Annotated in this window: 11 protein-coding genes and 2 tRNA genes; 4 read left to right on the top strand and 9 right to left on the bottom strand. The window is 55.7% G+C overall.

Features of this window, described 5'->3' with window-relative positions; translation table 11 throughout:
• Positions 1-486: 486 nt before the first annotated feature.
• Positions 487-1,527 carry a 2-dehydropantoate 2-reductase gene (locus VAE57_RS13830; RefSeq protein WP_322822455.1) on the bottom strand — a complete coding sequence of 347 codons (1,041 nt, stop codon included), beginning with the start codon at positions 1,525-1,527 and terminating at the stop codon, positions 487-489.
• Between the two features lie 150 nt (positions 1,528-1,677).
• Here VAE57_RS13830 and bcp point away from each other — a divergent pair, with 150 nt between their 5' ends.
• Entirely contained in the window at positions 1,678-2,145 is a 468-nt protein-coding gene (gene bcp / locus VAE57_RS13825; RefSeq protein WP_322822454.1) for a thioredoxin-dependent thiol peroxidase, read from the top strand.
• Between the two features lie 355 nt (positions 2,146-2,500).
• Here the strand turns inward: bcp and VAE57_RS13820 are convergent, their stop codons facing one another.
• The gene (locus VAE57_RS13820) at positions 2,501-3,562 is read right to left on the bottom strand and encodes an STAS domain-containing protein (RefSeq protein ID WP_322822453.1); all 1,062 of its coding nucleotides are present in this window, start codon (positions 3,560-3,562) and stop codon (positions 2,501-2,503) included.
• Between the two features lie 142 nt (positions 3,563-3,704).
• Positions 3,705-4,607, bottom strand: coding sequence for a methionyl-tRNA formyltransferase (locus VAE57_RS13815; RefSeq protein WP_322822452.1), 903 nt, complete (start codon positions 4,605-4,607; stop codon positions 3,705-3,707).
• A 66-nt stretch (positions 4,608-4,673) separates the two neighbouring features.
• Here VAE57_RS13815 and VAE57_RS13810 point away from each other — a divergent pair, with 66 nt between their 5' ends.
• Positions 4,674-4,976, top strand: a complete 303-nt coding sequence (locus VAE57_RS13810) for an oxidative damage protection protein (protein ID WP_044233591.1) — start codon at positions 4,674-4,676, stop codon at positions 4,974-4,976.
• A 45-nt stretch (positions 4,977-5,021) separates the two neighbouring features.
• On the opposite strand, the gene VAE57_RS13805 is transcribed toward VAE57_RS13810, so the two are convergent.
• The 6 genes from VAE57_RS13805 to VAE57_RS13780 form a co-directional block, all read right to left on the bottom strand.
• Positions 5,022-6,290 carry an ATP-grasp domain-containing protein gene (locus tag VAE57_RS13805; protein WP_322822451.1) on the bottom strand — a complete coding sequence of 423 codons (1,269 nt, stop codon included), beginning with the start codon at positions 6,288-6,290 and terminating at the stop codon, positions 5,022-5,024.
• Between the two features lie 24 nt (positions 6,291-6,314).
• Entirely contained in the window at positions 6,315-7,700 is a 1,386-nt protein-coding gene (locus VAE57_RS13800; RefSeq protein ID WP_322822450.1) for a CUAEP/CCAEP-tail radical SAM (seleno)protein, read from the bottom strand.
• Between the two features lie 1,234 nt (positions 7,701-8,934).
• A complete protein-coding gene (locus VAE57_RS13795; RefSeq protein WP_322822449.1) occupies positions 8,935-9,873 on the bottom strand; it encodes a transglutaminase family protein in 939 nt (312 codons plus the stop codon).
• 35 nt (positions 9,874-9,908) lie between these two features.
• Positions 9,909-10,862, bottom strand: coding sequence for an alpha-E domain-containing protein (locus VAE57_RS13790; RefSeq protein WP_322822448.1), 954 nt, complete (start codon positions 10,860-10,862; stop codon positions 9,909-9,911).
• A 65-nt stretch (positions 10,863-10,927) separates the two neighbouring features.
• A complete protein-coding gene (locus VAE57_RS13785) occupies positions 10,928-12,394 on the bottom strand; it encodes a circularly permuted type 2 ATP-grasp protein (RefSeq protein ID WP_322822447.1) in 1,467 nt (488 codons plus the stop codon).
• 319 nt (positions 12,395-12,713) lie between these two features.
• Positions 12,714-13,598 carry an acyl-CoA desaturase gene (locus VAE57_RS13780; protein WP_322822446.1) on the bottom strand — a complete coding sequence of 295 codons (885 nt, stop codon included), beginning with the start codon at positions 13,596-13,598 and terminating at the stop codon, positions 12,714-12,716.
• A gap of 238 nt (positions 13,599-13,836) precedes the next feature.
• On the opposite strand from VAE57_RS13780, the gene VAE57_RS13775 reads away from it, so the two are divergent.
• A tRNA-Glu gene (locus tag VAE57_RS13775) sits at positions 13,837-13,913 on the top strand.
• Positions 13,914-13,989: transfer RNA gene (locus tag VAE57_RS13770), tRNA-Asp, on the top strand.
• Positions 13,990-14,601 lie beyond the last annotated feature (612 nt).

The following is a 14,601-nucleotide window of genomic DNA, read 5'->3' as shown; positions in this document are numbered from 1 at the left end:
CCCCGCCCCCAGCGGGGGCGGGTCGGGGTGGGGGTGTTCGGCCTCACCTCCCAGCCCTGTTCATCAGGGGAATGGGCGTGCTCCCCAAGGGTTGCCGGGCACCGCAATTCCGGCCCCCCCTCCTGACCTCCCCCCGCTGGGGGGAGGAATGGTAAGCTAATGCCCCCGCTGGGGGGAGGAATGGTAAGCTAATGCCCCCGCTGGGGGAGGAATGGTAAGCTAATGCCCCCGCTGGGCGGAGGCAAACTCCCGCCCCCAGCGGGGGCGGGCTGGGGTGGGGGCGATACAAGGACAGAAAACAGGTAAAAGGAAAGCGGCGTATCACACCCTCTGGGAGCGCGAGCCTCCGGCTCGCTCACCACTCTGCCTGTACAATAGCATTTATCTGACAGATCGGCTGTTGGGTGTCAGCATGGCCCCCGCATATCGTAAAATGACGCAGCGAAGGTATTATTTGCCGAAGACGGATGTGGAAGCAGAACAGGCTCACCTTGCCATCCCACAGGCCGCCAGCAACCGTTCAGGTTGACCGCGATAATCGTCCCAGCGCAGATCACCGCGTGCGATACCCCCCAACACCTGCCAGAGACCGGCATTGACCGGCGCCTGCAAACCGTGAGTTGTTGCGGCTGCGGCTACCGCGCCGTACAAGAACTCCCCTTCGGAACGGTTACGCCCCGCTCGCAGATCGCGGAGCAGTGATGGGTCTTTACCGCCCCGTCCACCGGCCACCCGCTGGCGTAAAATCGGATCGAGGATGATCGGTGGCAGCCAGCGAATGCCGAAGGCCAGCAGTGCCGCCGGATAGCGGGGTAAATTGACCGGTCGTATCCCCATGCGTTGCATCACGGCCAGCGCCTCACGCACGGCGGCTCGTTCCAGTGCCACCAGCCGGTGGTCGGCGTAGACCTGCGCAACCGACCAATCGAGGATCGCAGCAGTCGCATTTCCTAGCATATTCAGCAGCGCTTTCGACCACTTCATAGCACGGTAGTCGTGATAACGCTGGACAGTAAAGCCTGCATTGCTCAGCGCCGTTTCGGCCATGGTGAGGTTACTTGTACTACCTACCGGCGCTAACCCAATTCCACCCGCTTTCGTCACAGTGATCGTCGTGGGGCCGGTGGCGTCAACCGAGGTTGTAATTGCACCGGCAATAATCCGATCCGCGCCAAAAGCCTGGGCCAGCGCTTCTTCGTTGCCCAGCCCATTTTGCAGCGTCAGGATGGCTCCCGGATTGAGGTCGCGTAAGGTGGCAATCGCCCCGTTCGTATCGTAGCCTTTAACGCATAAGATTGCCAGCGCCGGTTGCTGAAACGCTACCGGTAAATCAGCTACTGCACCGGCAACCGTCAAACCGGTCAGTGAACATGCTCCGATCCCACTCACCTGTAACGGTGTGGCTTGTAACGCCGCTGCGCCGTTTGGGCGGGTCAAGAGCGCGACCGGTTGCCCGTTGCTGGCCTGGGCCAGACGTGAAAGGAGCAACAGCCCGATTGCCCCCCCACCGACAATGACGATGGTCATTGATTCCTCCTCTATACACACTCGCCTTCAGTATAGCGGAAAATCTGGTTGCTACGACATTGAGCAGGAGGGTATTGTAAGGTGTCTTTGTGGTGCAACTTGTGGTAGCATGGTAGTGCAGGATCCGCGATAGATCAGGAAACAAAAGGTATGGCAACACCACCACAAGTTGGCGAGATGGCTCCCGACTTTACCCTTCCGAACGAAGCTGGCGAACCGGTCTCACTCAGCCAGTTTCGCGGCAAGCGGGTTATTCTCTACTTCTATCCCAAAGATGATACTCCTGGTTGTACATCACAAGCCTGCGGTTTCCGCGACTCATACCCGATTATTGAAGAGAAGAACGCAGTCGTGATCGGGATTAGCCCCGATGGCACCAAATCCCACGCCAAATTCAAAACGAAGCATAACTTGCCTTTCATCCTGTTAGCCGATGAGCAGCACAGTGTTGCTGAGGCGTATGGGGTGTGGGGCGAGAAGTCGATGATGGGCAAGAAATATATGGGCATCATTCGTTCCCACTTCGTCATCGATGAAGAGGGCCGCATTGTGCAGGCTGAAATTAAAGTAAGTCCCGCCGATAGTGTCAAACGCGCTCTTGCAGCGCTAGGCTTATAGTCGCCGCGTGCCATGGCGAGAGCGGTTTACGCCGCTGTATGACAAACTCCCCGATCAGGAACCGTCACATTGAGTGCGGAACCAACGCTTCCGCACTCAATACCCGCGACACGTGATACATAGGACAAAGAAGAGAAACCATTGGGTGGAGTGTTTTGGGCAGCGATCCGGTCTGAGTCTTTAGACAGCGATCATTAGATCAATCGACCCGGCTATCTCGACACCACAGCATTCTTCATCACCGCTCCGCAATCGTTTCCACGGTGTCAGTTAGGGAACTCACCCGCATAACCCTTGCCTGATGCCAGATCGGCTCTACCGGGCCTGATCCGGGCACGTTCCCTCTCATCTGCGCCTACATCATCGTGCGCAACAATACATCTTGCGGAGAACGGGCAGTCGCTATCGTTTTCATGTCAATGCCCAGCGCCGTAATCGTTTGCGCCATCGCCGGTGAAATACCGGTGATCACCGCTTCACAACCGATCAGCCAGAGCGCCTGCACCGTTTGCATCAGACTCTGAGCAGCCATAGCGTCAAAGGCTGGCACACCCGCTACATCAATCACGACGAGCTTCACGCGGTGTTCGCTGACCACACCGAGTAACCGTTTTAACAGCGTATCAGCTTGCTGATGATCGATCTGACCAACAATTGGCGCTAGCAACACCTGATCGGCAATCTCGACCGTTGGTGTTTCCAGCGACTGCACTACGTTCCGTAACATATGTTCGGTACGCTGCAATTGAGCCGTCTGTTGCTCTAATTCCTGAGCGTGTACTTCGGCCTGCTGAGCGTGCAGCCGCGCCCGGGCTGCTTCAGTAGTCGCCTGCTGGGCAAGACCTTCCAAACGTTGTAGGAGATAGCGAAATGGGATGAGTGTCAGCATGTTGGTTGCCAGATACAACCCAATTGAACCAGCCCAATCTTCGATGGTGTCTTGAACAGCCAGTGTCTCTGGGGTCACAAAAGACGCATTACCCGTCACATAGATGGCTGCGGTGATCATCATGACAATCAGCGAAAGAATGAGGGCGACGATACTACCCAGCCGATCAAAATAGATCAGAGCCAGCACATTGATACCGAGCCAGAGAATACGTCCACTCCCCACCAGCCCGAATGTTGCCAGCAGAAAGGTTGCAATTACCCCCAGCACAAGCAGGAGCAGCAGAGCACGCACTTTCGCCTGTAGGCGTCGTACCAAAGCAATGCCTACAATCAGTAGATAGGCAAGGAAGTATACCCCGATATACGGTAGCGCTCGTTCGCCCGCAGCGCTGTAATCTGCCCACGAACCAATAATGAGGGCAATGCCACCAAGCACAACTAATGCCCACGATAGATTACTTAGAATCTGCTCTCGCCATTGTTGAACCATGGTATTGGTATGCTCAGGAGTTTGTGTGATCGTCATAACAGTTCTCCAGGCATCGTAAGCAGGCAAAATTGTAATCTACAATCAGTTTGTCTGTAGATGCATACAGGGTGGAGCAACAAAAAACATTTGTGCAATTGTAACACCGCTATCAGGATACTGACAAATATCAACAATTGATCTACCGCTTTGTGCAGTCGGGCGTGATGCCTATCAGAACACCGTCGCATAATTGGAGTGCCAGTCGGCCATCTTGTTCAACGACAGGCATTGCTAAATGTTTATGAGGTTGGTATTCAACCGCATCGGTAAGCTGTACACGCTGACCATCAGCCGCAATAAAGGTAAACAGTATGCCCCATTCGGCAATTGCGCACACAAAGGCGTAGGCCCGTTGCACCGACCATTCCGCAGTGAACACGAAGTCCTGTGTCCGGGGTGAAGGAAAGTAGCTGCCACCCGCTGCCTGGGATGACGGTCGCCACTCTGCACTGGAGATATGGCTGAGCGCGGTCGGTAACATTGTGGCGGCGCATTGTCCGGCGAGTGTTTCCAGCGAATGTAGACGCTCGCCGGGCGGTAGATCAAACCATTCCTGACTAACAATCGGGCCGTGGTCAAACTCCGCATCCATCAGGTGCATGGTCATTGCCGTGCGCGTCCAGCCCAACCGCAACGCCCAGAAGAGTGGTTCCGGGCCACGGAGTTCTGGTAATGGCGATGGGTGCAGGTTGAGCCAGCCGTAGCGTGGTATCTCAAGCAAAGCTGCCGGGATGCGCCAGGGCCAGCAGGCAACAATCACAAGGTCTACCTTCTGCCGACGCAACTGCTCAGCGATAGCGGTAGTAGCATTTCGCCGAACGGCATAGCGCGGAATCCCGGCTGCATCGGCAATGGTAGCCGCTGTTGGTGGTGCGAGTAGCGTAGGGTTGCGTGCAGGTGTAGCCGCCGGTAACTGGGTCAACGCCGGCATCCCCGCCGGTGCCGGATGCACCAGCCCGATCACGTTAACCGGCAGCGTCAGCAGACCCTGCAAGACCGGTAGTGCCATTGGGCCTGGCAGGGCAAAGAGAACGATGCGCATGGGTATACGTTGCTTTCGGGTATAATACTCATGGTATTACCGTTTGTACACACGAAAGAAAGAGCTATGGCGCGAATGGTGCATTGTGTCAAATTCGGTCGCGAACTTCCCGGTCTGGATCGGCCCCCCTTCCCTGGCCCGCTTGGGCAGCGCATCTACGAACAGGTATCGGCACAGGCCTGGCGATTGTGGCCACAGCAGGCAACGCTGATTATCAATCATTATGGCCTGAGTTTAGGCGATCCGAATGCGCAGCAAATCCTGATGAAAGCCATGGAAGAGTTCTTTTTTGGTGAAAATGCTCCTATGCCTGAAGGGTGGACACCACCAACCGCTGCTCCGGCGAAGGGAGGGCCACGTCGCAAATAGGGCTGAGGTGGGAGTTGTCAGCGCATGCGTCACTCTCGCTCGTCCCTATATGCTAACGGTAGACGGCACCAGCTCGATTGCCGGAACGATGGTGAAGCGCAGGCAGGCATGTGCTGTGCGCAGTGCTGCCTCGACAGTTGCCGGATCAGAACCACGAGCAAAGATGAAGCCGAGATAGCTGTCACCCTCTGGTAGGGGGGTCAGTGGGTAATTGAGCGGTGCCGTAATTTCGACTGCCTCAATACCGGGAATTGCACGTGCCTCAGCCACTCCATCAACGGCGCGCAGGATACCGGCCTGGGGGATCGGTATCATCATCACCCCACCCGCCTGTCCCTCGCGACTGAGGGTGTCCACAGGTAGACCGGCAGCCTGGCGCAAAATCAATTCCTCCAATGAGGCATCGGTGCCAAAACGCAATGTTCGCGAGCATAAACCGCCGATGCTGCGGTTAGCTAACTCGATCATCCACGGCCCGTGCTCGTTGATCCGCAGCTCGGCATGCAATGGCCCGCGCTCTAACCCCACCGCTCTGGCCGCTGCTGCGGTTACTGCACAAATTGCCGCTTGCGTCGCTTCCGGCAGGCGTGATGGTGTGACGTAGATCGTCTCTTCAAAAAACGGCCCATCGAGCGGGTCGGGCTTGTCGAAAAGCGCCAATACCTGTACCTGCCCGTGATCGATCAATCCCTCCAGTGCAACTTCAAACCCCGGCACAAAGTCTTCAATCAAAAACTCATGCACCCCTACCCCTTCAATCCGATCGAGCAAGGCAGCGAGACGACGAATTGCCGCGAGACACTGGGCCGGGTTATCGGCCCGGATAACGCCGCGACTGCCGTTAAGGCGCAGGGGCTTGACGACACAGGGAAATGTGACTGCCTGCACCAGTGCCGACAGGTCGTCGGCGGTGGTGCAGAGGCGAAACGCAGGTGACGGTACTCCAGCACGGGCGAAGAGCTGACGCATCAGATGCTTGTCGCGAGCGGCAGCGGCGGCTTCTGGCCGATTAAAGGGTAGCCCAATATCGGCACAGGCCAGCGCAGCCAGTTCGACACCGCTATCGTCAACCGGTAGGATAGCGCTCAACGGTTGGTTGGTGTGTAGATTACGGATGGCCTGCAATGCTGCTGCCCGATCACCAAAATCAATCAGTAAGCGCCCTGGCAATGGCCGACTCAAGGCGGGTGGGGTGTCTTCAGCAACCGTTATCTGGACGCCGATCCGCCTGGCAGCATCCAGAAAGGCCGGCAGGCGGTACGATGATGGTGTGGTGAGCAACAACAGATGTGGACGCATGCCGATTTCGATCATAGCTGTAGCATTCCTGTACACAGGCTACAAATACTTTGCCATCACCTGGCTGTCTGTCGGTTCAGCACAACAGTACCACGGTTCGCTCAGCCTTGGCACTGGTGCAGCATCTGGCACTGTCGCCGGGCGCGGGCCGGGGCCAATAATCCGATCACACAGGTCGAGCAGTCGCAGATAGAAGCTGCTGCGCGACTCGCCACACTGTTCGCTGCACTGGGCAAGCGCCATCACCTCGCGTTGTAACCTGTCCATCGCCGGGTCGGGATGTCGCCAGGGATACACCAGCGCCTCCGGATCGAACGGCTCAACCAGTGCCTGTACGTCGGGCAGATCAAGCAACCGCGATCCTTCAGGTATGAGCAACCGTAAGCCGTACTGAACCGGAGCAACACTCTCGATCAGGCCCAGTTCGGTAATGCCAAGCAAAAAGTCGCGATACATCTGGCGTGTCGTCCACGGTGTAAATGCTACGAATGTTGCATTCAGGGCAATATCGTGTTCTCGTAAGAGATGAACCGCACGTACCACATCGGCCCGGCTGTGGCGTTTGGCAAAGCGGGTCAGGATGGTGTCATCAAGAGCTTCAACGGCGCTCACGACCATGATACAGCCGGTTGCACGCAATTCCGGCAATAGATGAGCGTACCGAATGATGTGCTCGATCTTGATCGTGACATCATAGGTCAGGTCGGGAAACTCGTCGTGCATAGCGCGCACAATTGGCAAGACGTGGCCGGGGCCATTGAGAAAATCCGGGTCGCCAAAGGTGATATGGTGCGCTCCGGCGGCGACCTGCGCCCGAATATCGGCCAGCACGGTTGAGCGCGGTACCACGCGAAAATGCCCGTTGTAGACCGGAACAACCGGGCAGTGACGGCAGAGGTGCTTGCAGCCGCGGGTTGTTTCGGTGTAGCCGGCAAGATAGGTTTTGCCGCCGCTGATCAACGTTGCGTAACGGTCGAGCGGTGGTAAGCCGTGCCGGTCAGGCGGGATGAGATCGAGCCGATTAAGAAGAACAGTGTCGCCAACCGATGGACGCTTGCCAGCGGCTATGTGCTGCCAGATCGCCGTGAGTTGTTCCTCCACTTCACCACCCAGGCAACAATCGGCCCCGGCCTGATGCAGGATTGCGGCATTGAGCGGAGCGTACAGGCCGTAGCAGACAATATATGCGTTCGGTGCTGCTGCCCGCAGGTGTGGCAACATATCCAGCGCCAGCCGGGTGGCCGTGTGCATCGGCACCGAGATTCCGATCAGTGCAGCATTGGCGGCCATTTCTGCCGTCAACGGTGTGACACTGGTGTCAACACAAACCACATTTGCCCCTGCCCGGCGTAGCCACGCGGCAGGTGATGCCAGGCTGAGCGGTTGGTGCCCAAGTTCATAGGTTGAGATAAGTAAGACGTTCATGTTGATATTGTACTCCAAACTGAGATGTTGACGAACAGCGGGCCATCATGATGTTACATCGAATCTGGTGTAATATCAGGCACACGAGAACTTATTTCATAAAAGCTGTGCTGTCGTGCTTCCAGACGGTTGCGCAGGTGCATGAACGCTTGTCCATCTCCAACGCCGGCATATCCTGCTCCCAGGCTGTTGGTATGGCAGCAGGGAGGGTAGACGACCATCTCCGCTGCCAACACGCGCTGGATTGGTTGCCTTGTCCGCTCATTATGCACGTGTCGCGGCGTTTGGAGTGCGGCAGCCATACTGCCGCACCAGCCGTGCTCACGATCCGAGGCGTATCACGCCGTTGAACCTGTCGGTCACGAGGAGCTGTATGTGCTTGCCACGATCACAGAGTCGGTCTGTTATGAATCTAGGCAATGTTTTTTTTGCAATAGGTTCTATCCAAATCATCACCCTGGCCCCTAAACGTAGATGTGCCAAACCAGCGTACTCGCTCTGCACACAGTGGGATCACGTTTCGGAATACCGTTGCCAAATGGGGTTGCCTGTGCCGCGACGTCTGGAGTGCGGCAGCCATGCTATCGTGCCAGTCATGCTCACGATCCAGGGCAGGTTGCAGCGGTTTTCCCGCTAGTTACGAGGACGACATGCGGGTAGAGCACGTCTATCAGGCTTACTTATCCTTCAATGGGCGAACTGTGTGTGAGCGGTGACGCAGATCGTGGATCATGAGTCTAACTACCTACCGACCTTCTTCTGGTCGCATCCCATGGCAGTGGCACCGATGATGGACGAGTGCAGGCAGGTAACCCGCGCTGCAGGGAGTGGTATCGACGCTGTGGCACGAATGACCGACTGGTATCCTCGATAATGGTTCACAGTATCCATCAAGATATAATGAACCCAAGTTGCTACCTGTGCTGTGATCAAGCCAAAGAGGCTGACTTCCAGGATGAACAGCACGACGTTGTGCACAACATCGTGCGGAGTACCTGCATTGAACGATGTGGGACGCATCCAGTTCCCATCGACGCGCTATGTCACGCCTCACGGTAGCAATCCGGCTCATACCCATCCTCTGTGCCTCTGTGATGGCAAAGGTGGCAACCTGGGTTATGACTACGAGCAGGAGAGGGCCGGAGTTGAGGGCTTCCAGATGCTCGTGCATCTGCAACGTCCCCTCAGCAGTTCACCGGTAGCACGTCAGCACGGAATGATACCTATCAGATCACTACTGCTGTTGTTGCTGTGCAGCCAGCTCGGCCTGGACACTGGCGGTCGTGACCTGTGGTAGAATTTCGGCTTCATCAATATGCACCGCGGCGGGGAGCACCTTCACCCCCACTTCCAGTTGACTGCTGGCCTGCCCGCGATAGATACCACGAGTGGGTGGCACATCAGCATAGTCGCGACCAACGGCCACGCGAATATGCCGTTCCGCAGCAATGAGATCATTTGTCGGATCGAATCCGATCCAGCCCAATTCAGGCAAGAAGGCTTCTACCCAGGCGTGGGTGGCATCTTCTTCCGAACGATCATGATCTTCGGTGCGGTGAAAGAGGTAGCCACTGACATAACGACAGGGAATGCCGACCCGCCGTACCAGGGCAATCATAATATGCGCAAAGTCCTGGCACACACCACGCCGCGCCAGCAATGCTTCGTCAATTGGCGAGTCGACGCGGGTCGTTTGCGGCGCATAGGCGAAGGTTTGGGCTATCTGATGGGTTAGATCACGTAACAGACTCAGCGGATCGGTGCGCCGCTCTACGCCCAGTTCACGTGCCAGATCAAGCAAGGCGGGGGTCATTTGAATAAAATGACTGGGCATCAAGAAATCCCACCATTCCCCCCGTTCGGCCAGTAGATCGAGCATCTGCCAGGTAGTGTTATCGAGTTTATCAGGTAATGGCGGGATAGGAAACATCTGGACGACTGCCTCGGCAATCACTAACAACTGACGGTGTGCTGCGGCAACGTCAAAATGGTAGACCTCATTGCCAAGCCAGTCGCGGTAGTGGTTGATACGGGCAAAAGGAGCGGTAGTTAAATGAAACTCTACAAGGCGTTGGTACCCTTCATCGCACGGACACATGCGGACTTCAGTCTGACTTTCGGTCACCGGTGCGCTGTAGCGAAAGCGCGTCTTGTGCAGAATCGAGTAGTACATATTACTGACGCTCGCAAAGCGCTTATACCCAGGCCCTACTGCGGTAGCGCCTGATCAATCGGATAGCTGATGTAGGCATGGTAAATCGCATCATGGATTGCGCTACATTGTTGCCGAATCTGATTGAGAAAGAGCAGCAGGTTATCGGCGATAATTTCGTCAACCTGACCATAATCGAGTTGAGCACGAAGACGCCCGGCCAACCGTTCAGCTCGTGCCGCATGACGGGTACCGGCAAGCTGACCGATTTGCTCCAGGCTCACTTGCACCTGATCGGCGGCAAATCTGATCGAACGCGGACTTTCGGCGTTGAGCAAGAGAAATTCAGCCACACGCGCCGGCTGTACATCAGCAGTATAAACCTTGCAATAGGCTTCAAATGCCGTACAACACTTCAGCAGTGCAACCCAATCAATTGCATCAATAGTACTCTCGTGGCCGCTTAAATAGGGCCGGAAGAAGGCTTCGAGCAGCAGCGTTGTTGCCCAAATCCGTTCGAGATAACGCCCCACCTGAATAAAACGCCAGCCCTCACCGTGGTTCATGGTAGCATCGGTAATGCCCTGAATTAAGTGCAGCCGCTCTTTGATCATCTGATAGAATTCGACCGGTTCGTCTTGCCAGATTTGCTCGATACTGATCGCCTGCACATTCAGGTAGAGCTGATTGATATGCTCCCACATCTCTGAACTGATCTGTTCACGTACCTGGCGAGCATTTTCGCGTGCCCGTGCCATACAGGCTCTGATGGAAGCCGGATGCGTCGCATCAGTGGTTAAGAGACGGGTAATGCTTTGCAGATCGTTCAGACTATCGCCTGGCAGTTCAACATGCAAGGCAGCTAATAGACGCTGCCATCGTGGTACGAGGGCTTGCGGTGTCTGATCGAGAATCTGGGTCAATCCAACCCCAATCAAGCGAGCTGTGTGCTCGGTTCGTTCGAGGTAGCGACTCATCCAGAAGAGGTTATCGGCAACGCGTGAGAGCATACATTTCCTGCATCTGTATCATCACTTGCCTGTCATGAATTCCGCTGTCCAGCCCTGATCCCTCTTCAGTACAGCACCCACGTGTCTTTGCTACCGCCGCCCTGCGACGAATTGACTACCAGTGAGCCGCGGCGCAATGCCACTCGAGTCAATCCGCCTGGTACAATCGTCGTTCGCTCGCCATCAAACAGCACAAAGGGCCGTAAATCAACGTGGCGTGGTTCGATAACGCCATCAATAAAGCATGGTGCCTGCGAGAGCTGCAATGTTGGTTGCGCGATATAGTTCCGTGGCTGCGCACGAATCCGCTCGGCAAACTGTGCCTGCTCTTCGCGGGTGCTGTGTGGCCCAATCAGCATATCATAACCGCCTGATTCTCCTACTGCCTTAACCACAAGATCACCAAGGTGTTCAAGCACATACGCGCACTCATCAGGTCGGTCACACAGATAGGTTGTTACGTTCGGTAAGATTGGCTCTTCGCTAAGGTAATAGCGAATAATGTCCGGTACATACGCATAAATGGCTTTATCATCGGCAACGCCAGTCCCAATCGCATTAGCCAGAACAACAGCCCCTGCTCGATAAGCGTTGAACAACCCAGGGACACCAAGGATGGAGTCAGGCCGAAAAACCATCGGATCGAGAAAATCATCATCAATTCGGCGGTAGATCACATCGACCCGTTGCAGTCCTTTGGTTGTGCGCATGTAGACGATGTTGTTATGCACCAGCAGATCACGTCCTTCCACCAGCTCAATCCCCATCTGTCGAGCCAGAAAGGTGTGTTCAAAATATGCCGAATTAAACACTCCGGGCGTCAAGAGCACGATAGTCGGTTCGGGGCGATGAGCCGGCGCCAGAGTGCGCAGTGTGGCGAGTAGTGCCTGTCCGTAGTGGTCAATCGGGCGAACACCATACGCCCCAAACAAGCGGGGTAGCGCTCGCTTCATTACTGCACGATTTGTGAGCATGTAGCTCACCCCACTCGGTACGCGCAGATTATCTTCCAAAACGACAAATTGACCATCAGGCAAACGCACCAGGTCAGTTCCGACAATCGCAGTATAAACGCCACGTGGAACCGCAAGACCTCGCATCTCACGCCGATAGTGGCGACAACTGTAGACCAGATGGCGGGGAATGACCCCATCGCGCAAAATGTGTTCGTTGTGATAGACGTCGTGTAAAAAGTGATTTAACGCTACAATCCGCTGATGCAGACCGCGTTCGATGTGTTGCCACTCGTTGGCGGCGATGATCCGTGGCAACAGATCGTAGGGAAAAACCCGTTCCACCCCTGCATCATTACCATACACAGTAAAGGTGATACCCTGATTGAGGAAGGTCAGGTCGGCGTACCGCTGACGTTGTTGCAATTCAGCGGGACTGATGCTACGCAACAGGTGGGCCAGCTCACTGTAGGCCAGGCGTATATCCCCCTCGGCGGTGAACATCTCGTCGTAGGCATGGGAGAGGGTGTAGCGTTCAAATAGTGGTGTACCGGTAACAGACTTTTGTTGCTCAGGCATATGCGTCGCATCCACCTGCGGTATTCATCATGCACCGCGTCCTTATGAATGATCACCTGTGCCCGGCCAGCCGTGGGCGACGCTGCCCGCTCGTCTTCTCTTGCCAGCAAACGTGTTGCGCACAATGGTAATACTTATGTCGATCTTCGTCAAATGGGGAGTACAGCATGTTGTGTGAGTTTGAAAAATAGAGCAGGTGAGGGGATGTTGTTCTCTGGTCAGGAAAAATAGCCTGTTAACAGCAAGAATAGTCACATCTGCAACAAAAGAGCAGTGCAATCTCTTGCACTGCTCTTCCGAACTGTAAACTATGTACTGATCAGTCACCCATCACTTCGTGCAGAGCAGGTGTGCGCTGGCGCTTACGCAAATCCTCTGGCTTCACGCGATGCACGTTCCACACCAGCCCCACCTTCTCAAGTGTCCGGATGATGTAGGCTGAGATGTCAACCTGCCACCATTGCAGGCCGTGGAAAGCCGAGCGCGGGAAGGCGTGATGATTGTTGTGCCAACCTTCACCGAACGCAAGCAGCCCAACGATGAAGTTATTGCGGCTGGCATCGCGTGTATTGTAGTCGCGCCGTCCGAAGGTGTGACAAATTGAATTGACGCTCCAGGTAATGTGGTGGGTCAGGAAGATACGTACCAGACCACCCCAGATCAAGCCGCTCCAACCGGCGATCAGGGTTGGAATGATAATACCGAGGGCTGCCCACACATACCATGTCTTGGTGACCCAGACTACTGTCGGATCTTTGGTGAGCCATTTGCCGTACATCTCGATATTGTTCTTGTGAGTGAAGAGCCAGCCGACGTGCGAATGCCAGAGACCCTCAAGCGGGCTGTGCGGGTCGTCTTCGTCGTCAGAGTGGGCATGGTGTTGAATATGGGTGGAAGCCCATGATGTGGGATCACCTTCCAATGCCATACATCCCATGATCAGGAAGAGGGCCTTGAGTGGGCGGCTGGTTTCAAAACTCTTGTGGGTGAGCATGCGGTGGAAGCCGATGGTAATGCCCAGACCAGAAATTACGTACAGCACCAGCATTAACGTCACGTCGAGCCAGTCCACATATTGCTGCCAGAGCATGACCATCGCATAAATAGTGCCCAGAAACGGTAAGACGACAATCAGCAGAACCACAAACTTTTCAAGTGGCGACTTCTCCAACTTTGGTTCGGTTGCCGGAACGGTGCGTGCCATATGATGCTCTCCTCAAACGCTGACAAAATATGTTCTTCCTATCACAATGATAGGGTGATACGGTCGCAGTGAGAAGTAGCGGGTGGCTAATCTTTAGTCATCGGCTGCGATAATCAGGGATGACTACAGTCACGATCTGAGCCGATACGTCACTGGTTCGGGGATGATATGTTCAGTCGTAAGCCCGATTTGCAATCTTTGCGAACCTGTGGTATACTCCCAGCGTGTTGAGCGGGTTGGCCCCATCGTCTAGCGGCCCAGGACGCCACCCTCTCAAGGTGGAGATCGCGGGTTCGAATCCCGCTGGGGTCACCAGGGCCCGTCGTCTAGCGGTTAGGATGCCACCCTGTCAAGGTGGAGGTCGCGGGTTCGAATCCCGTCGGGCCCGCCAACAAGGCGGAAGCAGAGACAGCCGGTATACACCGGCTGTCTCTGTTTATTGAATGTCTGCTGTATACCGGGCCGGTTCATCCTCATGCCATGGAGGTAATCGTACCACCCAATCTTCAGAGCGCCATAGTCATCCTGGTGCAGGTGCTACGGCCTGCTCTATGCAGAGAGGGATGGAACGCCGCTCGCATCATCTGTTCGTGTGGGTGAGCGACGCGCCGCCACGCCTTTCTACCGGTGCGGCTAATTACTCTCCATCACGCATATCATATGTATTACCCACATGTCACACAGCAAGAGGTATGACCCCTCATAGTACAGCGTGATGGACACGGTGCATCGTGCGTCACGCACACAGTAGTCATGCGCTCCGCAGCGTCCTGCTCCCCGCCAGCAGGCCAGCCTGCGGTCGTGCGCACTGAAGCCCTGTTTGCACTCACCGTTCACAGCTTCCCCGTAGCTCCGAACGCCGGACGGTGGTGGCAATACCGTGCGGCAACCACGCAACCCCTAGTACTGCAATGCCCCTGTCCACCAGGCCCTAACCAACGTGCTGCACATGGTTTACCAAATGCCCCCCACGATTCCCCTATACTCAGTCGTATCAGATGGC

Source organism: Chloroflexus sp. (assembly GCF_034434295.1).
Lineage (GTDB): Bacteria > Chloroflexota > Chloroflexia > Chloroflexales > Chloroflexaceae > Chloroflexus.
Note: the sequence above shows the minus strand (reverse complement) of the source record. Positions and strands in the feature narration are given on the sequence as shown.